The organism is Serratia sp. CY55921, from assembly GCF_052167655.1.
Lineage (GTDB): Bacteria > Pseudomonadota > Gammaproteobacteria > Enterobacterales > Enterobacteriaceae > Serratia > Serratia ureilytica.
In genome coordinates this window covers 35,823-56,350 of record NZ_JBJNMU010000006.1, presented here as the reverse complement: position 1 = coordinate 56,350, position 20,528 = coordinate 35,823, and the positions used below count along the sequence as shown (strand labels likewise).

The window sequence follows — 20,528 nt, the reverse complement described above, 5'->3', positions numbered from 1 at the left end:
CCTCTTTTTTAAAACAAAAGAGGCGCCAGTTCAATACGCATTCAGACGTAGCGGCAACGCTTAGACGTACAGGTAGATCGCCATGAAATGGCAGGCGCTGCCGCCGAGCACGAAGCCGTGCCAGATGGCGTGGCCAAAGCGAATGCGCTTGGAAGCGTAGAAAATCACGCCCAGGGTATAGACCACCCCGCCGATCGCCAGCAGCGTGACGCCGCCGGCCTCCAGCCGCGTGACCAACTGATAAATCACGATCAGCGACAGCCAGCCCATCGTCAGGTAGGTCACCAACGACAGGGCTTCAAAACGGTGGGCGAAGGCCAGTTTGAACAGCACGCCGAGCAGCGCCAACCCCCAGATTACCGCCATCAATCCCTTCGCCAGCGGCGAATCCAGCCCCACCAGCAAAAACGGTGTGTAAGTGCCGGCAATCAGGAGATAAATGGCGCAGTGATCGAACTTTTTCAGCCAATGCTTGGCCTTCTGGTGCGGAATCGCATGGTACAGCGTGGAAGCGAGAAACAGCAGAATCATACTGCCGCCGTACAGGCTGTAACTGGTGATGGCCGTCGCATCGGCGCCGGTATTCACCGCCTGCACCAACAGCAACACCAGGCCGACGATGCCGAACACCAGCCCGATGCCGTGGCTGATGCTGTTGGCGATCTCTTCCGCCCACGGATAAGCCGCGGCGACAATCTTATTGGTCCCGGCTTTCACTACGTCCGTTTTCCCCATAACGCGCAACCCCTCAAAATGCCCTGCTTTGTTCGAAATTAACGCAAAGCAGCTTAACTGAGAATAATTCCAGTGTACACGTGTACGCTAAAATAAAAATGTGAACGCGTGTAACCATCGAAATCCCCTGCCCGGTGGTCTACAATCGTCAGGCTTCAACCCACCCACCTTGAGGTTTACACCATGTCATCCGCTGTACCCGCGTTAGATTTCGGTTCAATGACCCAGGCCATCCAGTTCCTGATGGAAATCGATAAGTTGAAAGGCGTGCAACGCCGCACCAAAGTGCTGGGCACCCAGCGCCAGGAAAACTCCGCCGAACACAGTTGGCACTTCGCCATCGCCGCCATGAGCCTGGCCCCGTACGCCGGTGATGACGTAGACATTCAGCGCGTGATCCAGATGGCGCTGCTGCATGACATCGTGGAAATCGACGCCGGTGACGTACTGGTCTACGATCTGGCCGCCCGCGCGGCGATCCACGATCAGGAAGTGGCGGCGGCACGTCGTCTGTTCGGCATGTTGCCGCAGACACAGCGCGAGTATTTCACCGCTTTATGGCAGGAGTATGAAGATGGCGAAAGCGCCGATGCCCGCTTCGCCTTGCTACTGGATCGCACCATGCCGATGCTGATGAACCTGCACAACGAAGGCCAGAGCTGGGTGGAAAACGGCATCAGCCTGGAGCAGGTACTGTCGCGCAATGCGGCGATCGCCGACGTGCATCCCGAGCTGTGGCGCCACCTGGAGCAACATCTGCGGGACGCGCAGCGCAAAGGCTGGTTGAAATAAGGGAACCGGGCTGCCGCCTCCGCGCCGCAGCCCGTTATCGTCACGCGAACGTCCGTTGGCGTTCCAACGCCTCCTCATAGCTCGGCATCGATCCCGCCGCACCGGCGCGCTCCACGCAGACCGCCGCGTAGGCGGCGGCAAAGCGCACCGCATCGGCTAACGGCACCTGATTCGCCAGCTGCGCCGCCAGGGCGCCGTTAAACGCATCGCCCGCGCCAGTGGTGTCTTTCGGCTGCGCTGGAAACGCCGGGATCAGCTCGCTGTTTTCCCCGTCCGAGAACAACGCCCCTTGCGTGCCCAAGGTCACGATCAGTAAGCGAATGCCTTTGGCATGCAGCACCTGCGCCGCCTGGCGCGCCGAAGCCACATCGCGCACCGGCACGCCGGTCAGCAACGTGCACTCGGTGGCGTTGGGCGTCAGCAGATCGACCTGCGCCAACAGGCTGTCCGGCACCGGCTGAAACGGCGCCGGGTTGAGTATGATGAACGTTTGCGCTTCGCGGGCAATGGCGATCACCTGCTCGATCGCCGGCAGGTTGTTCTCCAATTGAGTCAGTAGAATATCCGCCGCGGCGATCGCCGGCCGGCACTGACGCACCTCGTCTTCGCTGACCGTCAGGTTGGCGCCGGGATCGACGGCGATCATGTTTTCCGCATCCTCGCCGGCAACGTAGATAAGCGCATTGCCGGTGGGGCAATCGCCGGTAGAGAACAGCGTCACCGCATCGAAACCGGCGGCGGCGAGGTGGCGCCGGGCGAACGTGCCGAAGTCGTCGCGCCCCACCTTGCCGATATAATGCACCCGCGCTCCGGCGCGCAGCGCGGCGGTCGCCTGGTTGGCGCCCTTGCCGCCCGCGCCCATCATGCTGTTACGGGCGATCAGCGATTCGCCGGGCTGCGGAAAGCGCGCCATGCCGGCGACGATATCCAGGTTGAACGAACCGAACACGCAGACTTTGCCTTTCATTGCGGGTACTCCCTGCTCAATTGGAGGTGGCGCCGGGCGGCCAGACAGGCGCCTTTGCTGCCGGTTTCATCGCTGAGGCGGCTGACGGAGATCGTCAGCCCCTGCGCCGGCTGCGGCGCGCGCAGATGACGGCGGATCTCTTGCTCCAGCCGCGCCAGCGGAAAACCGCGCATGGCGATCACGCCGCCGCCCAGGATCAGGCGCTGGGGGTCGATCACGTTCATTTCGACGGCGATGGTCTGCGCCAATCGCTCGACGAAGCGCTGCAGATCAGGATGATCGCCGTGGCGTTCGAACAACCGGTCGAACGGCGTTTGCGCCGCGTTGGCGCGCGCCCAGCCGGTTAGCCAGTGACCGGACGTCAGACTCTCGACGCAGCCCCGTTTACCGCACGGGCATTCGCCCTGATGGCCCGGCCAGGGAATGTGCCCCAGCTCGCCGGCGGCGCCGTGCGCGCCGTGGTAAAAATCGCCGTTCAGCCACAGGCTGTTGCCCATGCCGGTGCCCAGATACAGCCCGACCGCCACCTGCGGCAACGCAGGCAGCTGCTGCAGATCCCACCACAGCAGATGATTGACGTCCTTGTCCATTCGCACCGGCAGCGCCAGCAAATCGGCCAACAGCGCCGCCACCGGCTGAGTGTCCAGCGCCGGGATAAACGGCAGCGACAGCACCCGTGAGCGATCGCGGCTGAGGATCCCCGGCAGCCCCAGCATCACCTGCGCCACCTGACGATCTTGGCAATGCCCGGCGATCAGCCGGCCCAACGCCGCCAGCGAATCGGCCTGCCGCGCCCAGTCGGCGGTCGCTATCTTGCGGTAACCGCTGAATTCACCTTCATCATCCATCAACAGCAGGCGGGTATTGGTGCCGCCGACGTCAACGCCAAGAAAATACCGCATCATGTCCCCCGCCTCAGGCCGCCTGCCGCATCTGATCCAGCATTTTTTCCCATGCCGTCTCCAGATCCGGATCGAGATTGAACAGCCCGGAGCTGCCGACGATCAACACTTCTGCACCGGCACCCATCAGATCGCGGTAAGTGCGCTGGTTGCAGGATCCGTCGATCTCGATCAGATAGCGCAGATTTTGTTGGCTTTTCAGATCGCGCAATTGGCGGATCTTTTCCAGCATCTCGGGAATGAACGGCTGCCCGGCATAGCCCGGATCGACGGTCATGACGGTGACCTTGTCCAGCAGGTGAAGGTAGTGGCGAATAAACTCCACCGGCGTGGCCGGGTTCAGCACCACCCCCACTTTTTTGCCCAGCGCGCGGATTTGATTGATCACCCGAAACGCGTCGCGGTTGATGGTTTCAGCGTGCGGGCAGATAAAGTCCGCGCCGGCGCGGGCGATTGGCTCGATAAAGTCGGTAGGGTTCTCCACCATCAGATGCACATCCAGCAACAACGAAGTGTGCGGGCGGATCTGTTCGATAAAGAACGGCGACAGCGTGATGTTTTTAACGTAATGCCCGTCCATGATGTCGATATGCAGCATATCGGCGCGGCGGTTCAGCACCGCCAATTGCTGGCGGATATCCATCAGGTTCATGCACATCAGTGAAGGCGAAATCTGGTATTTCATTAGCGTTATCCTGCGCAAAAGGGAAAAGGATCAGTGGCCCGCCGCGGTTCTGGCCTGGGCCGCGCTGCGGCGCATCGCCCGCCGCTGCCGATAGCGATGCCGGAAAAACTTCAGCGCCAGCACCGCGATCAGCACGGCGCCCCACATCGCCAGACTGAAATGCGGGCTGACGTTCATCAGATTCAAACCGGTCGCGATCACCTGTAGCACGATCAGCGCCAGCACCACGCCGCTGACCCGGCCAAAACCGCCGAACGGATCGGTGCCGCCCAGAATGATCGCCAGCACCGTGAGCAGCAGGTAAGAGTCGCCGTAGCCCATGCGCGCCGAGTTGAAGCGCGCCATCATCACCAGCCCGGCAATGACGCACAGCAGGCTGGAGAGGGTGTAAATGGCGATCAGCACCCGATGGGTATTCACGCCGCTGAAGTGGGTGGCGTTGATGTTGCTGCCGCTCATGTAGATGCATTTGCCGAGCCGGGTTTTCTGCAGGAACAGCGCCAGCAAGGCGGCGACCGCCAGGAAGATCCACAGTGGCACCGGCACGCCCAGCACGCTCTCGGCGCCGATAAACCGCACGATCTCCGGCATGCCGCTCAGGGCTGCGCCGCGCGTCAGGTAGATGCCGATGCCGTTGACCGTGGTCATGGTGGCCAGCGTCACCAAAATCGGGTGCGCGCCGACGTAGGCCACCAGTGCGCCGGTCGCCGCGCCGATAAGCCCGGCCAGCAGCATCGCCGCCGCCAGCGCCAAGGCCAGCCACAGCGCCTGCAAGCCCAGCCCGGCGTCCGCCGGCAGGTAGCTGATGAACAGCCAGGCCATCAGCAGGCTGGTCAGGTTGGCGCTGGCGATAATGCACAGGTTCAGGCCGCCGCTGAGGATCGGAATGAACATCGCCAGCGTCAGCAGGCCCAGCTCCGGCAGCTGGAAGGCCACGCTGGTGAAGGTGGCGCCGCTGAAGAAGCGCCCCGGCATCAGCAGGCTGAAGGCGAGCACCACCGCCAGCAGCAAGGCCAGCAAACCGACGGCGGCCCCGTCCGGACGAAATTTCAGGTTGTTGCCCATCAAGCGCTCCTCAGGCGAAACCAACGTCGGTTTCTTTGCGTTTCTTGTAGTGAGTGACGGTGATCGCCGCGACGATCACCAGACCGATCACCACGTTCATGAAGTAGCTGGACACGCCGATCAGGTTAAGGCCGTTTTTCAGCACGCCGATCAGGAACACGCCCATCAGCGTGCCGACAACGCTGCCCTTGCCGCCGTTCAGGCTGGCGCCACCCAGCACTGCCGCCGCCAGCACGTCGAGCTCGCCGCCCACCAGCGCGTTGGGCACCACTTCCCCCATGCGATACACCTGCACCAGGCCGCCGATCGCCGCCATCGCGCCCAGATAGCCATAGGCGAACAGATGCAGCAGACCGACGCGGATGCCGATGCGCCGCGCCGACTCCGCATCCCCGCCCACGGCAAACAGCTGGCGCCCGAGGTGCGTTTTGTTCAGCAGCAGCCAGGTCAGCAGCGCCACCGCCAGCATCACCAGCGTCGGCAAACCGAGCTGATAGCTCTGCTCACCCAGTTGGAACGGCAGCACGCTGCGCGGCAGCGTCCACCAGTCCGGCAATGCGTACAGGCTGCGGCCGTTGGTCAGCCACATCAGCATGCCGAACAACAACGCCTGCATGCTGATGGTGACGATGATCGAGACGATGCGCAGGCAGTAGATCAACAGCGCGTTGACCATGCCGAGCGCGGCGCCGATCGCCAACGCCAGCAAAATACTGCCCGTCGGGCTGGCCAGGCCGTAATGCGTCGCCAGCGTGGCGATCAGGTACTGCACCACCGAGGCGACTGCGGCGAAGGAAATGTCGATGCCGCCGGTCACCAGCACCACGAACAGGCCGAGAGCGAATATGCCGCTCACCGCGTAGCTTTCGCTGAGATCGAGCAGGTTTTGCACCGTCAAAAACTGATCGCTGAGCAGCGAAAAGACGATGACCGTCAGCAGCAGCACCCAGGCCAGGTAGCCTTCGTTGCCGCGCGGTTTCAGACTGAATCTACGCATTAACCGCCTCCGCCAGCTGCTGCTGGCTCACCTGCTCCGGCAGGTACTCGCCGATCACGCTGCCGCCGCTGAAGTGCAGCACCCGATCGCAGTTGTAATACACCTCGGGCACCTCGTCGGAGATCAGCAGAATCGCGATCCCCTCCTGCGCCAGCAGATGGATCAGTTGGTAGATGCTGGCCTTGGCGCCGACGTCGACACCGACGGTCGGCGAGTCGAGGATCAGGATCCGCGGCTGGGTCAGCACCCACTTGGCCAGCACGATCTTTTGCTGGTTGCCGCCGGACAGCGTCGAAACCGCCTGCTCCGGATCCGCCACCCGCACGCCAAGTTTGGCGATCCACTCCGCGACGATGCGATTCTTGCGGTAGTCGTCAATCAGGCGAAAACGCCCGCGCAGCTTATCGAGAATGGTCAGCACCGCGTTGTCCGCCACCGACTGTTGCTGCACCAGCCCCAGCGTCAGGCGATCCTCCGAGACGTAGCCGATGCCGGCTTTGATCGCGTCCTCATGGCCGCGAAAGCGCACCGGTTTGCTGTCGAGGTAAAGCTTGCCGCTGTCCGGCCGGGTCATGCCGAACAGGCTCAGCGCCAGCTCGGTGCGCCCGGAGCCGAGCAGTCCGCACAGCCCGAGCACCTCGCCCTGATGCAGGCGGAAGCTGACATCGTGATACTGCCCGGCGCGGCTGAGACGATCCGCCTCCAGCATCACCCGATCCTTATTCATGCTCGGTGACTTCAGGCGATAGTCCAGCGTCAGGCCGGTCATCAATTCGGTCAGGCGATCGCCGGTGATCTCCGCCGCCGGCCAGGTGCCGATCTTGTTGCCGTCGCGGATCACCGTGACGCGATCGGAGATCTCCAGCACCTCGTCCAGCCGGTGGCTGACGAACACCACGCAGATGCCCTGCGCTTTCAAATAATCCACCGTGCGCAGCAGCTGATTGACCTCGGTGCGGGTCAGCGAGGCGGTCGGTTCATCCATGATCACCAGCCGTGCCTGCGCCACCAGCGCGCGGCAGATCGCCACCTGCTGGCGCTGGGCGATCGGCAGTTCCGCTACCGGTTTGTCGAGATCGAGATTGAAATTCAGCTCCTGCAGCAGGCGCTCGGCGGTGCGCCGCAGCCTCGCCGGGCGGTGCCATCCCAATAGCCCGTGCAGGTTGTGCTCAAAGGCGATGTTTTCCGCCACCGTCAGGTTGGGAAACAGCGACAGATCCTGATAGATCACCTGAATGCCGAAGGCGCGCGCCTGATCCGGCGATAGCCGGCCGAAGGTTTGCCCATCGAAGGTAATGCGGCTGCCGTCATCCGGTTGATACACGCCGGCGATCGCCTTGATCAACGTACTCTTGCCGCAGCCATTGGTGCCGGCCAGGCAGTGCACCTCTCCCGGCATCAGCGCCAATGAAATATCGTTCAGCGCGCGCTGCCCGCCGAAGGTCATCGACAGCTGTTGCAGTTCGATAAGCGGCGCGCCCCGCGTTGCCGTATTGCCGGAAATCGCCATGATTACAGCCCCATCTTCACCAGCTTCGGCAGGTTTTGCTTATCCAGGCTTTCGGTGGCGTTGCCGAGAATGGTGTGCTGCTGCGCATCCACCTGCACCTTGCCCATGCCTTCGATGGTCATGCCATCGGTGATTTTTTCGCCCTTGTGCATCATGTCGGCGATGCGCACGAACACTTCGCCCGCCACCATCGGGTTCCAGATATAACCGCCCTTGATGGCGCCACGGTTGACCAGCGAAGCGCCCTGGCCCGGGCTGAACGGCCCGATGACGCAAATATCGTTGCTTTTTCCGCGGTTGAGCACCGCGCGCCCGGCGCCGATCGGCCCCTGTGAACCAAAGGCCAGCACGCCTTTCAGATCGGGATATTTGGCCATCAGATCGTTGGTGGTGCGCACGCTGTCATCCAGCGATTCCCCCACGCCGAACTTGTCGCCCACCAGCTGCATGTTCGGGTAGTGCTGCTTCTGGTAATTGATGGCCGAGTCCGACCAGGTGATGTGCAGCGGCACCGTCAGGCTGCCGACGTATACCGCGTACTTGCCCTGCTCTTTCATGCAGGCGGCCAGCGCTTTCATGTGGTTGACCTCGTGCTGCGAGGCGTCCACCAGCTCAAAATCCCAGTCGGCGTACTTCTGGCCGGGGGACTCGTGCACGATCACCTTGATGCCCGCCTCCTGCGCGCGCTTGAGCACCGGCTCCAGCACCCGGGCGTCGTTCGGCACCACGCCGATGATGTCCACCTTCTGCGCGATCAGATCCTCGATGGCGCGCACCTGCAGCGCAGGATCCGCCGCCGTCGGCCCGACCATCCAGGCGTCGATGCCGCGTTTGGCGCTCTCGCTTTTGATGCCGGCCTCCATGGCGTTGAACCAGGGAATGCCGCCGATCTTCACCACCACGCCCATTTTCAGCTTGTCCGCCGCCTGCGCGGAGACCGACAGCAGCAGCGAGGCAAACAGACCGACCAGTACGGATTTTTTCATTGTTCTCTCTCCACAAGTGTTGGCTGTAATAAAAGGTTTTCGTTGTTGTTATCGCGCCGCCCTTTTCGCGGCGGGTGAAACTTCAATCACATCGACGTTGTTCCAGGCCAATTCCTGACGAAACTCGTCATCGCCAAGCCTGTCGGTGATCAGCGTATCTATTTCCCGGTAATGGCAAATGCGGGCGAACGAGCGGCGGCCGAACTTGTTGCTGTCCACCAGCAGGAACTTGCGCTCCGAGGCCAGCAGCATCTGTTGCTTCAGCCGCGCATGGTGCTCATTGCTCTCGCGGATGCCGCCGTCCTGGCAAATGCCGTGGCAGGAGAAAAACAGCTTGTTGATCACGAACTCTTTCAGCATCTGCTCCGCCAGCACGCCGATAAAATCCTCGTACTTGGCGGAATACTCGCCCCCCAGCCCGATGGTGCGCACGTTGGCCTTGCAGGCCAGCGTCTGGATGATGTGCAGCGAGTTGGTCAGCACCACCAGCGAGATATCCGGCAGCTGGCGCGCCAAAAACCAGCTGGTGGAGCTGCTGTCCAGCAGCAAGCAATCCCCCGGCGCGATAAACTCCAGCGCGCGTTTGGCGATGCGCGTCTTCTGCTCCGGCGACTCATTGCTGCGCTGGCGGAAGGACTCCCCCTGATCTATCTCGGCGGGCACATAGGTTTTTTCCACCGCCGGCGGCTCGACGAAGACCGCGCCGCCGTGGCTGCGCAGCAGCAGGCCGCGCCGTTCCAGCAGGGCCAGATCACGCCGCGCCGTCTCGATAGAGATGTGGCACAGCTGCGCCACCTCCTGCACCATCACGCGGCCGCGCTGGCTCAAGACTTCGGTAATAAAGCGATGACGTTCTACAGGCAGCATGTTTCTTTTCTCCTCCACGACGATGATTACGATATCGATTTGCCGCGCCGCGTTTTGCACGCAGACGCAAAGCGCATCGCCCCGCGATCGGTCAACGATCGCGCTGTGATAGTTGTCAAAAAAATCGGGAAGGAAATGAAATGAATAATTACGAAAGTGTGGAGTAACAGACAGTTATGATGCGCGACCGCCTGAGACAGACAGGAGAGAAACGGTAAACGGTCACAATTCCACGTTCCGCGCCATGACCGTTAATGACCGTTTGTGTGGTTTTGACCGAGCGCCGCAAGGAGACAGCCGGCGTTGATAACGCATTACCTGAAAAAACAGCAAAAAAAATCCGGTGAGAATCTCACCGGATCGTTAGCCGCCTGACACAAATTATTCCTCGTGCTCATGCTCTTTCAACATCGCCTCACGCAACACGGCGTTCAGGCGTTTCTGATAGCCTTTGCCTGGTCGCTGAAGCCAAGCCAACACATCCGCATCGATTCGGATGGTTTTTGATACTTTCATCGGCTTATAAAAACGCCCCTGAACCGCAGTCTGCCACGTTTCTTCCCCCAGCGCCGGCGCATCGGCATAATCGATTCCCTCGTCCGGCAACGCACTCAGTGAAGCAATTTGCGCTTTCTGCTCCTCCGTCAACGGCGGGAGTACGCTATGGGCCAGATTTTTGGCGGAATTTTTGCGCTTCATATCTTCCCCTCTCTTTGGCATCGGCCTTGCGTGCTGAAATGATACGCACGATCTCTACTGTATCGCCTTCGACATCCGTTTCGATCGTCGTATGTGCCACCAGCAACAGCAAACAGGATCCGACCATACCGATCGTTTGCCAACGTTCTTCTCCATCCTCGATCCTTTCCAGCACAGCCAAATGGTTGGGATCCAGAAAAACCCGTTGCGCTATCTCAAAACTGACACGGTGTTTGCGCTGGTTACTGTGATTTTTATCCTGATTCCATTCAAAATAAAAATACATTTTTGTAACTACATTTTGATTGTTATTTAATCAAAATACATCACCTCCGAAGGGATGTCAAAATTCTCCGGATGCGTTCAACGCCCGCCTGCGGCCTCGATAAAGGTGCCGGTCACGTAAGACGCGGCGTCAGACAGCAGCCAGGCGATCGCCTCCGCCACTTCCTGCGGCTGGCCGCCGCGCTGCATCGGTAAACTGTACTTCACGCGATCCACCCGGCCGGGTTCGCCGCCGCTGGCGTGCATCTCGGTATAGATGAATCCGGGCCGCACGCCGTTGACGCGGATGCCCTGCGCCGCCACCTCGCGCGATAACCCGATGGTCAGGGTATCGACGGCGCCTTTCGAGGCGGCGTAATCGACGTATTCCCCCGCGGCCCCCAACCGGGACGCCGCGGAGGAAACGTTGACGATAGCGCCGCCCTGCCCGCCATGGCGCCGCGCCATGCGCTTCACCGCCTCGCGGCAACACAAGAAATACCCGGTGACGTTGGTGCCGAGCACCTTATTGATGCGCTCGGCGGTCAACTGTTCAATGTTCGCCTGCCGGAACAGAATGCCGGCGTTGTTGACCAGCGCGCTGAGCGTGCCCAGCCCGGCATCCAGCGCCCTGAACATTGCCATCACCTGCGTTTCATCGGCCACGTCGGCCTGCAGCGCCAGCGCCTTGCCGCCCTGCGCCTCAATCTCCGCCACCACCTGCCGCGCCGCACTTTCGTCGCGCAGGTAATTCACGCCCACCGCATAGCCCTGCCGGGCCAGCAGCAAAGCGGTCGCGCGGCCAATTCCCCGGCTTGCGCCGGTCACCAATGCCACTTTCATCATCGTATTTTTTCTCTGGTTGGCGATGTCGACAACGGCCTGCGCACAGGCCTTCCGTTTGCCCGTCAGAGTATAGAGCGGCACCCTAAAAAACGCTTCAAAGCTGAGCCAGGCGGCGCAGCTGCTTTTTAATGCGCGACTTGGCGCAGCCGTAAGCGTCCGTCGCCGCCGCCTGATGCACCCGCTGCAAAGCGGAAGCATGATGGCCGCCGTGGCTATGGCTCTGCGCATCACCGCGAAAAGACAGCATCAACAGAACGAGCAGCATCGCCACGCCTGAATACATCAGCCGCCGCGAGGCGCCCGCGTTCGGGAAACCTTCAGTCTGCATGTTTCGCTCCCTCAGCCATGATTTCGAATGGCAGCAAAATAACTGAAATTCCCCCCCGCTCCCTTAACGCGAGATTAAAGCCAGATTAAGGTTTGCTTAAGAACGCGCAGGCAGAGCGGTTTTCCTCGTTGTCTTCCCGTCAGCGTTATAGTTAGATAATCGCGACTCAAGGCTCTCAGCGGAAATAACGTGAACATACTGTTGGTGGAAGACGACCTGCAATTAGGCAAGGCGCTGTGCCGAGCATTGGAGCTGGCCGGCTTTAATTTGTGCTGGGTGCGCCTGCTCACCGACGCGGAAAATAAACTTTCACCCGGCGGGTTCGATTTGATGCTGTTGGATCTCACGCTGCCGGACGGCGACGGTTTGCAGAAGCTGGTCGCCTGGCGCGCCGCCGGACAGAATATCCCGATCATCATCCTGACCGCCCGCGATCGCATCGAGAGCCTGGTGAACAGCCTCGACTCCGGCGCGGACGACTTTCTGGCCAAACCTTTCGCGCTGCCCGAACTCATCTCGCGCGTCAAAGCGGTCAACCGGCGCATGGCGGGCTTCGCGTCTCAAACCTGGAGCCTCGGCGCGCTGTATCTCGATCCGGTCAACCATCAGGTCATGCTGGATAACGAACTGCTGATGCTGTCGAAAAAAGAGTATCACCTGCTGCACGAACTGATGCGCTGCGCCGGCACCGTGGTGCGCAAAGCGGTGTTGGAACAGCGGCTGTTCGGCCACGGCGATAGCGTGGAAAGCAACTCGCTGGAAGTACACATGCATAATTTACGCCGCAAGATTGGTAAAGAAAGAATCATTACCGTACGCGGCATTGGCTATTTGCTGAAGAAAGAGTAGCGGGATGATCGGTTTCAAATCCTTCTTTATGCGCACCATTATTTTCCAGGTCCTGGCCATTTTATTATTGTGGGGGATCCTCGTCGCCTGGGTGAAGTACTGGTATTACCCCGACATGGAGAAATATTTCGATAACCAGCAACGCATCGTCGCCGCAGGCATCGCCAATATTCTCGATGAAACCGGCACCGATAATATCGATTACCGCGGCATCATCAAAACCATTGAAGGCATGTACATTGATTCCATCAATAACGGCATGCAGGATGAAATCGACTATCACCCGCTGTTTGTGGTTTACGATCGGGACAGCCGGGTGCTTTACAGTTCGCAAACGCAGGGAGAACCGCTGCGTCTGCCGCCTTCGGTGCTGTCCGGCTCCGTCAATTACGCCGGCGCCAACTGGCACCTTGCCGGCAGCTGGAGCGAAAAGCGCCAGTACCGGGTGATCGTCGGCGAGTCTTTCAACGATCGCACCACGCTGTTCGGCAACCCGGCGGAAAGCACCGCCGTACCGCTGTTGGGCATTCTGGCGGCGATCATCATTACCTTGCTGTTTACCGCCTACTTCAGCCTGCGGCCATTGCGCCAGATCGCCCGCACCATTTCCGATCGCCAGCCTGGCAACCTGTCGCCGCTCAACGTCAGTGAGCAGTATCAGGAAATCCGGCCGGTGGTGATGGAGGTCAACAAACTGATGGCGCGCATCGACGCGGCCAATCAGCGCGAGAAACGCTTTATGGCCGACGCCGCGCACGAGCTGCGCACGCCGATCGCCGCCGTGCTGGCGCAGCTACATTTGCTGACCCAGGTCAGCGAGCAGCAGGAGCGCCGGGAAATCATCGGCGACATGCAGCAAGGGCTGGATCGCGCGGCGTCGCTGTCACGCCAGCTGATCAACCTGGCCAAGCTGGAGGCGGAAGATTTTCCGCTGAAGATTGAGGCGGTGGATATCTATGCGGAGATCGGCAAATGCATCGCACAGCACGTCCCCTATGCGCTGGAGAAAGATGTCGAACTGTCGCTCGACGGCAGCGAGGATGTGGTGGTGAGTACCGACCGCCATGCGCTGATCGCCATCTTCACCAACCTGCTGGATAACGCGCTCAAGTACGCGCCGCCCGGCAGCCGCATCGAGGCCAATATCCGCTCGCTGGCGCCGCTCGGCTGCTATATTACGTTACGCGATAACGGCCCGGGGGTGAGCGAAGAACATCATTCCCGCCTGTTTGAACGCTTTTACCGCGTGCCCGGCACGCAGCAAACCGGCAGCGGGCTCGGATTGGCCATCGCCCGAAACCTGGCCGACAAAATCGGCGCGCAGCTGCGCGTTACCGAAGGCCTTGACGATCGCGGCATCGGCTTCATCATCGATTTGCCGGAAAGTTATCGGCCACAGACTGAGAGTGAACCACGACCATGATTGCCCCTGTTCTGCTGCAACGGCAGCAACTCGACCGGCTATGGGATATCGACCGCAGCGAAATTATCGACACACTGTATCGCCTGCGGGACGGCAAGTTGCAATCCTATGCGGAGTACTACGACGTGCGCGGCTGGGATCCGCACGATCGGGAAACCTATACGCCAATCCACGCAGCGTGCTTCGATCGCGGCGGCGCGTTCTTCGCGCTGTTCGAAGGCGAGGAGATCGTGGCGGCGGCGGCGCTGGACACCGAGCCGCGCGGCCCACAGCGGGATCTGCGCCAGCTGCTGTTCTTTTACGTCAGCGCGCACAAACGCGGCCAGGGGTTAGGCAGGCAGCTGTTCCAGCTCTGCCTGCGTCAGGCGGCGCAAGACGGCGCCGCCGGGCTGTATGTCTCCTCCATCCCCAATAAAAGCACCGTAGACTTCTATCTGGCGCAGGGCTGCCGGCTCATCGAACAGCCGGATACCGAATTGTTCGCCCGTGAGCCGGAAGACATTCACCTGGTCTGCCCTTGCCGCTAGCGGCCGGGGTTAACGGGCGATGCGCATCACCGAACGCACGTCGCTTTTCTTGTTCAGATCCCACACCTCGGCGATCTCCGCCAACGCGTGCTCCTGCGTCTCGATAGTGAGCGCTCCGGTCGCCGCCAGCGCCAAAATCTCGGTCGCGTAGCGCTGCATCTCCGGGATCGGCGGGAAGTTGCCGGTACCGCTGCCGAGGATCTGCAGCTGATTGCTGCGCAACACCGCCGCCGGCAGCCGGATGTCCGGCGCGGCCATCGAACCGACATTGACCAAGCGAATGCCGCGTCCGCCGGCGTAAGACGAGAGATCGTGATTATTGAGCGTCGCCAGCAGCGCTTCAGTCGCCGGGCCCCAGATGTAATCGACGATTACCTGATAACCGCCCGGCCCCGCCGCCGCCGCGAAGGCCTGCGTCAGCGCCTCGCCCTGCAGGCTCAGATCCACCGTGGCGTCTACACCCAATGCCTCCAAAACACTCAGTCGACGGCCGGCGGCAACAATGCGTCCGGCCCCCGCCTGACGCGCCGCCGCGACCGCCAGCTTGCCCGAGGTGCCGGTGGCGCCGATGATCAGCACCGTTTCACCGGGCTGCAGATCCGCCCGCCAGCGCAGCGGCAACCAGGCGGCGAAGGCCGGATTGATCAGCGCGGCCGCCGTGGCGTCGTCCACCGTCGCCGGCACCGGCACCGTCCAGGACGCGACGCTGCGCTCTGCCATCGCGCCGTAAGGGCGACGGAAAGAGGCGAAGTACACCCGTTGCCCGTCCGCCGTACGGCCCACGCCGTCGGTGCCGGGCACGATCGGCAATTGCTTCGGGCTGGAATAGTGGGTTCCGGCGACGGTGGCGCGATCCAGCTGTTTGATGCCGGCCGCCAGAACGTCGATCGGCACTTCATTCGCCTGCGCCTGAGGCTCCTCAAAGGTGCCGAAAACCGGGGGTTGCCCCAGCGCTGTTACGATTGCCGCTTGCATGGTGACTCCTCAAATCGTGGGAACGTACAGGAAAGAATAGGCCGCTATAAAATAAAAAGGGACACCGCATGATGCGGTGTCCCCCAAACACAAACTTTGCCGAACGTGTTATTCGTAATCGCTCATCGGCACGCAAGAGCAGAACAGGTTACGGTCGCCGTACACGTCGTCCAGACGCTTAACGCTCGGCCAGTACTTGTTCTCGCGTACGCCGGCCACCGGGAACACCGCCAGTTCGCGGCTGTACGGATGCTGCCAGTCGTTGACCAGCTCCGCCTGGACGTGCGGCGCATTCACCAGCGGGTTGTCTTCCAGCGGCCATTCGCCCTTGGCGACGCGGTCGATTTCGCTGCGGATCGCCAGCATCGCATCGATAAAGCGATCCAGCTCCACCTTGCTTTCCGACTCGGTCGGCTCGACCATCAGCGTGCCCGCCACCGGGAACGACATGGTCGGGGCGTGGAAACCGAAGTCGATCAGGCGCTTGGCGATGTCCATTTCGCTGATGCCGGTCTCTTCCTTCAGTGGACGAATATCGAGGATACATTCGTGCGCCACGCGGTGATCGCGGCCGGTATACAGAATCGGGTACGCGTCTTTCAAACGGGTGGCGATGTAGTTGGCGTTCAGGATCGCCATCTGGCTGGCCTGCTTCAGGCCCTCCGCGCCCATCATGCGGATGTACATCCAGCTGATAGGCAGGATGGAGGCGCTGCCGAACGGCGCCGCGGAGACCGCGCCCTGCTGGGTGGTCACGCCGTCGATCTGCACCACGCTGTGGCCCGGCACGAACGGCGCCAGGTGCGCTTTCACGCCGATCGGGCCCATGCCCGGGCCGCCGCCGCCGTGCGGGATACAGAAGGTCTTATGCAGGTTGAGGTGCGACACATCCGCGCCGATGTAGCCTGGCGTGGTGATGCCCACCTGGGCGTTCATGTTGGCGCCATCCAGATACACCTGACCGCCGAACTGATGCACGATCTGGCACACTTCACGGATGGTTTCTTCATACACGCCGTGGGTCGACGGGTAGGTCACCATGATGCAAGAGAGTTCTTCGCCTGCCTGCTCCGCCTTGACGCGCAGATCGTGCAGATCGATGTTGCCGTTCTTGTCGCAGGCCACCACCACCACGCTCATGCCCGCCATCTGGGCGGAGGCCGGGTTGGTGCCGTGTGCCGAGCTCGGGATCAGACAGACGTGGCGGCCCGCTTCGTTGCGGCTTTCGTGGTAGCGGCGGATCGCCAGCAGGCCGGCGTATTCGCCCTGCGCGCCGGAGTTCGGCTGCATGCACACCGCGTCATAGCCGGTCAGCTGCACCAGCCACTGGGACAGTTGGCCGATCATCTGCTGGTAACCGGCCGCCTGCTCCGGCGGGCAGAACGGATGCAACTCTGAGAATTCAGGCCAGGTGATCGGGATCATTTCCGCCGCGGCGTTCAATTTCATGGTGCAGGAACCCAGCGGGATCATCGCCTGGTTGAGCGCCAGATCCTTGCGCTCCAAGCGATGCATGTAACGCATCATCTCGGTTTCGCTGTGATAGCGGTTGAATACCGGGTGGGTCAGGATCGGATCCTGACGCAGCATGGCGGCCGGGATCGATTGGCTGTTTTTGCTCACCGCCGCGTCCAACGCGTCGATGTCCAGACCGTGATTGTCGCCGGCCAACAGTGCGAACAGCGTTTGCACGTCTTCACGCGAGGTGGCTTCATCCAGCGTGATGCCGACGGCGCCGTGAATGTCGGTACGCAGGTTGATGCCGAAGCTCAGCGCGCGCTCCAGCACGGCGGCCTTGTCCTTCACTTCGACGGTCAGGGTGTCGAACCAGGTGTGGTGACGCAGCGTCAGGCCGGCCTTCTGCAGCCCGGCGGCCAGAATGTCGGTCAGGCGATGGATGCGCCCGGCGATGCGCTGCAGGCCTTGCGGGCCGTGATACACCGCGTACAGGCTGGCGATGTTGGCCAGCAGCACCTGCGAGGTACAGATATTCGAGTTGGCTTTCTCGCGGCGGATATGTTGCTCGCGAGTCTGCATCGCCATGCGCAGCGCGGTGTTGCCGGCGGCATCGCGGGAAACGCCGATAATGCGGCCCGGCATCGAACGCTTGAACTCGTCGCGGCAGGCGAAGAAGGCGGCGTGCGGGCCGCCGTAGCCCATCGGCACGCCGAAGCGCTGCGCGGAGCCGAACACCACGTCGGCGCCCTGCTTACCCGGCGCGGTCAGCAGCACCAGAGCCATGATGTCGGCAGCCACGCTGGTGATGATTTTGCGCGATTTCAGTTCGGCCAGCAGCGCGCTGTAGTCGTGCAGTTCACCGGTAGTGCCCACCTGCTGCAGCAGCACGCCGAACACGCCGTCCAGCTCCAGCACTTTTTCCGCTTTATCGACGATGACGTCGAAGCCGAAGGTTTCGGCGCGGGTGCGCACCACGTCCAGCGTTTGCGGATGCACGTCGTCAGCCACGAAGAAACGGTTGGCGTCTTTCAGCTTGCTGGCGCGTTTGGCCAACGCCATCGCCTCGGCGGCGGCGGTCGCTTCATCCAGCAGCGAAGCGGAGGCCAGATCCAGACCGGTCAGATCGAGGGTCACGGTCTGGAAGTTCAGCAGCGCTTCCAGACGGCCCTGCGACACTTCCGGCTGATAGGGGGTATAAGCGGTGTACCAGCCCGGGTTTTCCAGCATGTTGCGCAGGATCACCGGCGGCGTCAGCACGGCGCTGTAGCCCATGCCGATATAGGATTTGTAGCGCTGATTCTGCGAGGCGATCGCCTTCAGCTCAGCCAACGCCTGATGTTCGGTCGCCGCGTCGCCGACCGGCGGCGGCCCCGGCAGCTGAATGTCCGCCGGCACAATCTGTTGGATCAGCGCGCTGAGCGAGCGAGCGCCCACCGCTGCCAGCAACTCCTGGCGTTGTTCCGCAGAAGAGCCGATGTGGCGTTCAATGAACGCTTCGCTGTGTTCGAGTTGGCTGAGTGTCTGAGTCATTGCTACAAATTCCTGAATGCTTGCGTGATACGGGATATAGCTTGAACGGTAACTAAAACGCCCCGGCCGAAAGGCCTGGGGCGTGGTCACGATTACTCGTCGATCGAGGCCTGATAAGCTGCGGCGTCCAGCAGGTTCGCCAGCTCGCCTTCGTCGGAGGCTTTAATCTGGAACAGGAAACCGTCACCGTAAGGTTCGCTGTTCACCAGTTCCGGAGAGCTTTCCAGCTCGCCGTTCACCGCCACGATTTCGCCGCTGATTGGTGCGTAAATGTCCGATGCCGCCTTGACGGATTCCGCCACGGCGCAATCTTCACCGGCGGCGACGCTGCGGCCCACTTCCGGCAGATCGACAAACACCATATCGCCCAGCAGTTCCTGCGCATGTTCGGTGATGCCTACGGTGTAAACGCCGTTACCTTCTGCACGAACCCACTCGTGGGAAGATGCGTATTTCAATTCTGTTGGCACATTGCTCATCGCCGGTTACTCCTTCGAAGAAATAAAAGAATCAATCAATAAAAAATCAATTTGTCAGCGGCTTGCCGGCGCGAACGAAACCGGGCTTGGTCACTTTGACCGGCATTTCACGGTTGCGGATCTGCACGATAGCCTGCTCGCCGATGCCTGCCGGCACGCGTGCCAGCGCGATGCTGAAGCCCAGCGTCGGAGAGAACGAGCCGCTGGTGATCACGCCTTCGTGGGTTTGCCCCGCCGCGTCGGTGAAACGCACCGGCAGCTCATTACGTAATACGCCTTTTTCCGTCATGATCAAGCCGACCAGTTGCTCGGTGCCCTGCTCGCGCTGTTGTTCCAGCGCTTCGCGGCCGATGAAACGGCGATCTTCCGGCTGCCAGGCGATGGTCCAGCCCATGTTGGCGGCCAGCGGCGAAACGCCTTCATCCATCTCTTGCCCATAGAGGTTCATGCCCGCTTCCAGGCGCAGGGTGTCGCGTGCGCCCAGACCGGCCGGCTTGACGCCCGCGGCCAGCAATTTTTGCCAGAAATCCGCCGCCTGCTCTTTCGGCAGCGCGATCTCATAGCCGGCCTCGCCGGTGTAACCGGTGGTGGCGATGAACAGTTCGCCGGCCTGCACACCGAAGAATGGCTTCATGCCTTCGACCGCGCTTTTTTGCTCCGGGGTGAACAGGGTGCCGGCGCGCTCTTTGGCCTGCGGGCCCTGCACCGCGATCAGCGCCAGATCGTCGCGCACCGTCAGCGCGACGCCATACGGTGCGGCGTGCTCTTCGATCCAGGCCAGGTCTTTGTCGCGGGTGGCGGAGTTCACCACCAGGCGGAAATAGTCTTCAGTGAGGAAATAAACGATCAGGTCGTCGATCACGCCGCCGGAGGCATTCAGCATGCCGGTGTACAGCGCTTTGCCGGGTTGGGTCAGTTTGGCGACGTCGTTCGCCAGCAGGTAGCGCAGGAACTCGCGGGTGCGGGCGCCGTGCAGATCCACAATGGTCATGTGAGACACGTCGAACATGCCGGCATCCTGACGCACCGCGTGGTGCTCATCGAGCTGCGAGCCGTAGTGCAGCGGCATCATCCAGCCGTGAAAGTCTACCATGCGCGCACCGCACGCCACATGCTGGTCGTACAGTGGGGTTTGCTTTGCCATCTTTTCCCTCTTTCCACTCGTCGCTAGAAGTTAGGGTGCTGCCACGCAATGCGGCGGAGCCTGGCTCGCGGCCCGATCGCCATGGCGCACTGACTGCTCAACACAAATGCTGCGCCGGGACGGGCGGAAACTGCGTGCAACCGCCGTGACGCAAACGATACCTTTCCCTCGAACTTATCACCGAACGACCACATTAACCATAAGTTAAAATAGGCTCATCGCCGTTCCGGGGCGGTAAAACGCCGGGCTAGTGTGCAGAGTTTTTCACTGGAAAAATGCGCCTTAAGGCACAAAATTAACAATTAAAGCGGCAAAACACCGAACTTATATAACAAACCTATGGCCTCACATGGGATCCGGACTTTTGATAACCGAACATGGAATTAGAAAAAGTAATGATAAAAAGCGGCTGAAATTAGATTATTTCAAATGAAGGGTTATATAAGGAAAAGCGATGGAATAAGGCGGGAAGCGCGAGCCCGGTGCGGGCCCGCAGAAGG

General features: G+C 61.2%; 21 protein-coding genes. 4 read left to right on the top strand and 17 right to left on the bottom strand.

The features are described from left to right. Window positions 1–60: 60 nt before the first annotated feature. Window positions 61–735: a PAQR family membrane homeostasis protein TrhA gene (gene trhA, locus ACJ8M3_RS21080; protein WP_033644772.1), complete on the bottom strand. Its 675-nt coding sequence runs from the start codon at window positions 733–735 to the stop codon at window positions 61–63. Between the two features lie 183 nt (window positions 736–918). On the opposite strand from trhA, the gene ACJ8M3_RS21075 reads away from it, so the two are divergent. Beyond that, a complete protein-coding gene (locus tag ACJ8M3_RS21075) occupies window positions 919–1,527 on the top strand; it encodes an HD domain-containing protein (RefSeq protein ID WP_047573791.1) in 609 nt (202 codons plus the stop codon). A gap of 40 nt (window positions 1,528–1,567) precedes the next feature. Here ACJ8M3_RS21075 and rbsK read toward each other — a convergent pair whose 3' ends face one another. From rbsK to ACJ8M3_RS21015, 12 genes are all read right to left on the bottom strand, one after another. Next, window positions 1,568–2,494: a ribokinase gene (gene rbsK, locus ACJ8M3_RS21070; RefSeq protein ID WP_089197401.1), complete on the bottom strand. Its 927-nt coding sequence runs from the start codon at window positions 2,492–2,494 to the stop codon at window positions 1,568–1,570. Further along, entirely contained in the window at window positions 2,491–3,399 is a 909-nt protein-coding gene (alsK, locus tag ACJ8M3_RS21065; protein ID WP_089197402.1) for an allose kinase, read from the bottom strand. The genes rbsK and alsK overlap by 4 nt, the downstream gene beginning before the upstream one ends. A gap of 10 nt (window positions 3,400–3,409) precedes the next feature. Then, a complete protein-coding gene (gene alsE / locus ACJ8M3_RS21060) occupies window positions 3,410–4,081 on the bottom strand; it encodes a D-allulose 6-phosphate 3-epimerase (RefSeq protein WP_033644765.1) in 672 nt (223 codons plus the stop codon). Window positions 4,082–4,111: 30 nt separating this feature from the next. Further along, window positions 4,112–5,146 (bottom strand): ABC transporter permease, encoded by a 1,035-nt coding sequence (locus tag ACJ8M3_RS21055; RefSeq protein ID WP_033652172.1) that lies wholly within the window; start codon window positions 5,144–5,146, stop codon window positions 4,112–4,114. Window positions 5,147–5,156: 10 nt separating this feature from the next. After that, a complete protein-coding gene (locus ACJ8M3_RS21050) occupies window positions 5,157–6,143 on the bottom strand; it encodes an ABC transporter permease (RefSeq protein WP_033652174.1) in 987 nt (328 codons plus the stop codon). Next, a complete protein-coding gene (locus tag ACJ8M3_RS21045; RefSeq protein WP_046687756.1) occupies window positions 6,136–7,653 on the bottom strand; it encodes a sugar ABC transporter ATP-binding protein in 1,518 nt (505 codons plus the stop codon). The genes ACJ8M3_RS21050 and ACJ8M3_RS21045 overlap by 8 nt, the downstream gene beginning before the upstream one ends. Before the next feature lie 2 nt (window positions 7,654–7,655). Further along, window positions 7,656–8,639 carry a substrate-binding domain-containing protein gene (locus ACJ8M3_RS21040; RefSeq protein ID WP_442514729.1) on the bottom strand — a complete coding sequence of 328 codons (984 nt, stop codon included), beginning with the start codon at window positions 8,637–8,639 and terminating at the stop codon, window positions 7,656–7,658. Between the two features lie 48 nt (window positions 8,640–8,687). Next, window positions 8,688–9,506: a DeoR/GlpR family DNA-binding transcription regulator gene (locus ACJ8M3_RS21035; RefSeq protein WP_033644759.1), complete on the bottom strand. Its 819-nt coding sequence runs from the start codon at window positions 9,504–9,506 to the stop codon at window positions 8,688–8,690. A 381-nt stretch (window positions 9,507–9,887) separates the two neighbouring features. Then, complete coding sequence (locus ACJ8M3_RS21030) at window positions 9,888–10,205, bottom strand: BrnA antitoxin family protein (protein WP_016929995.1); 318 nt, start codon at window positions 10,203–10,205, stop codon at window positions 9,888–9,890. Then, window positions 10,168–10,491 carry a BrnT family toxin gene (locus ACJ8M3_RS21025; protein ID WP_071883578.1) on the bottom strand — a complete coding sequence of 108 codons (324 nt, stop codon included), beginning with the start codon at window positions 10,489–10,491 and terminating at the stop codon, window positions 10,168–10,170. Before ACJ8M3_RS21025 ends, ACJ8M3_RS21030 begins: the two co-directional genes overlap by 38 nt. A 77-nt stretch (window positions 10,492–10,568) precedes the next feature. Next, entirely contained in the window at window positions 10,569–11,312 is a 744-nt protein-coding gene (locus ACJ8M3_RS21020) for an SDR family oxidoreductase (RefSeq protein ID WP_162997253.1), read from the bottom strand. Between the two features lie 97 nt (window positions 11,313–11,409). Beyond that, the gene (locus ACJ8M3_RS21015; protein ID WP_046687757.1) at window positions 11,410–11,643 is read right to left on the bottom strand and encodes a hypothetical protein; all 234 of its coding nucleotides are present in this window, start codon (window positions 11,641–11,643) and stop codon (window positions 11,410–11,412) included. A 189-nt stretch (window positions 11,644–11,832) separates the two neighbouring features. Between ACJ8M3_RS21015 and ACJ8M3_RS21010 the strand changes: the two genes are divergently transcribed. The 3 genes from ACJ8M3_RS21010 to ACJ8M3_RS21000 are packed head-to-tail and all read left to right on the top strand — an operon-like array spanning window position 11,833 to window position 14,442. Then, on the top strand, window positions 11,833–12,492 hold the full coding sequence (locus ACJ8M3_RS21010) for a response regulator (protein WP_033644757.1): 660 nt from the start codon (window positions 11,833–11,835) through the stop codon (window positions 12,490–12,492). 4 nt (window positions 12,493–12,496) lie between these two features. Continuing rightward, window positions 12,497–13,915, top strand: coding sequence for an ATP-binding protein (locus ACJ8M3_RS21005; RefSeq protein ID WP_060660280.1), 1,419 nt, complete (start codon window positions 12,497–12,499; stop codon window positions 13,913–13,915). Then, window positions 13,915–14,442, top strand: a complete 528-nt coding sequence (locus ACJ8M3_RS21000) for a GNAT family N-acetyltransferase (protein WP_231922839.1) — start codon at window positions 13,915–13,917, stop codon at window positions 14,440–14,442. Before ACJ8M3_RS21005 ends, ACJ8M3_RS21000 begins: the two co-directional genes overlap by 1 nt. A 9-nt stretch (window positions 14,443–14,451) precedes the next feature. Here the strand turns inward: ACJ8M3_RS21000 and ACJ8M3_RS20995 are convergent, their stop codons facing one another. The 4 genes from ACJ8M3_RS20995 to gcvT form a co-directional block, all read right to left on the bottom strand. Continuing rightward, a complete protein-coding gene (locus tag ACJ8M3_RS20995) occupies window positions 14,452–15,417 on the bottom strand; it encodes a quinone oxidoreductase family protein (protein ID WP_033652179.1) in 966 nt (321 codons plus the stop codon). Between the two features lie 108 nt (window positions 15,418–15,525). Continuing rightward, window positions 15,526–18,405 carry an aminomethyl-transferring glycine dehydrogenase gene (gcvP, locus tag ACJ8M3_RS20990; protein ID WP_015378983.1) on the bottom strand — a complete coding sequence of 960 codons (2,880 nt, stop codon included), beginning with the start codon at window positions 18,403–18,405 and terminating at the stop codon, window positions 15,526–15,528. Window positions 18,406–18,497: 92 nt separating this feature from the next. After that, window positions 18,498–18,884: a glycine cleavage system protein GcvH gene (gene gcvH / locus ACJ8M3_RS20985; protein ID WP_025304150.1), complete on the bottom strand. Its 387-nt coding sequence runs from the start codon at window positions 18,882–18,884 to the stop codon at window positions 18,498–18,500. 46 nt (window positions 18,885–18,930) lie between these two features. Continuing rightward, on the bottom strand, window positions 18,931–20,028 hold the full coding sequence (gene gcvT / locus ACJ8M3_RS20980; RefSeq protein ID WP_004931631.1) for a glycine cleavage system aminomethyltransferase GcvT: 1,098 nt from the start codon (window positions 20,026–20,028) through the stop codon (window positions 18,931–18,933). Window positions 20,029–20,528: the final 500 nt, after the last annotated feature.

Coding starts and splice junctions, on each gene's coding strand:
- trhA (WP_033644772.1), bottom strand. CDS start 735: ATGGGGAAAACGGACGTAGTGAAAGCCGGGACCAATAAGATTGTCGCC.
- alsE (WP_033644765.1), bottom strand. CDS start 4,081: ATGAAATACCAGATTTCGCCTTCACTGATGTGCATGAACCTGATGGAT.
- ACJ8M3_RS21055 (WP_033652172.1), bottom strand. CDS start 5,146: ATGGGCAACAACCTGAAATTTCGTCCGGACGGGGCCGCCGTCGGTTTG.
- ACJ8M3_RS21030 (WP_016929995.1), bottom strand. CDS start 10,205: ATGAAGCGCAAAAATTCCGCCAAAAATCTGGCCCATAGCGTACTCCCG.
- gcvP (WP_015378983.1), bottom strand. CDS start 18,405: ATGACTCAGACACTCAGCCAACTCGAACACAGCGAAGCGTTCATTGAA.
- ACJ8M3_RS21015 (WP_046687757.1), bottom strand. CDS start 11,643: ATGCAGACTGAAGGTTTCCCGAACGCGGGCGCCTCGCGGCGGCTGATG.
- ACJ8M3_RS21025 (WP_071883578.1), bottom strand. CDS start 10,491: ATGTATTTTTATTTTGAATGGAATCAGGATAAAAATCACAGTAACCAG.
- ACJ8M3_RS21050 (WP_033652174.1), bottom strand. CDS start 6,143: ATGCGTAGATTCAGTCTGAAACCGCGCGGCAACGAAGGCTACCTGGCC.
- ACJ8M3_RS21045 (WP_046687756.1), bottom strand. CDS start 7,653: ATGGCGATTTCCGGCAATACGGCAACGCGGGGCGCGCCGCTTATCGAA.
- ACJ8M3_RS21005 (WP_060660280.1), top strand. CDS start 12,497: ATGATCGGTTTCAAATCCTTCTTTATGCGCACCATTATTTTCCAGGTC.
- ACJ8M3_RS21075 (WP_047573791.1), top strand. CDS start 919: ATGTCATCCGCTGTACCCGCGTTAGATTTCGGTTCAATGACCCAGGCC.
- ACJ8M3_RS21020 (WP_162997253.1), bottom strand. CDS start 11,312: ATGAAAGTGGCATTGGTGACCGGCGCAAGCCGGGGAATTGGCCGCGCG.
- rbsK (WP_089197401.1), bottom strand. CDS start 2,494: ATGAAAGGCAAAGTCTGCGTGTTCGGTTCGTTCAACCTGGATATCGTC.
- ACJ8M3_RS20995 (WP_033652179.1), bottom strand. CDS start 15,417: ATGCAAGCGGCAATCGTAACAGCGCTGGGGCAACCCCCGGTTTTCGGC.
- ACJ8M3_RS21035 (WP_033644759.1), bottom strand. CDS start 9,506: ATGCTGCCTGTAGAACGTCATCGCTTTATTACCGAAGTCTTGAGCCAG.
- ACJ8M3_RS21040 (WP_442514729.1), bottom strand. CDS start 8,639: ATGAAAAAATCCGTACTGGTCGGTCTGTTTGCCTCGCTGCTGCTGTCG.
- alsK (WP_089197402.1), bottom strand. CDS start 3,399: ATGATGCGGTATTTTCTTGGCGTTGACGTCGGCGGCACCAATACCCGC.
- gcvT (WP_004931631.1), bottom strand. CDS start 20,028: ATGGCAAAGCAAACCCCACTGTACGACCAGCATGTGGCGTGCGGTGCG.
- gcvH (WP_025304150.1), bottom strand. CDS start 18,884: ATGAGCAATGTGCCAACAGAATTGAAATACGCATCTTCCCACGAGTGG.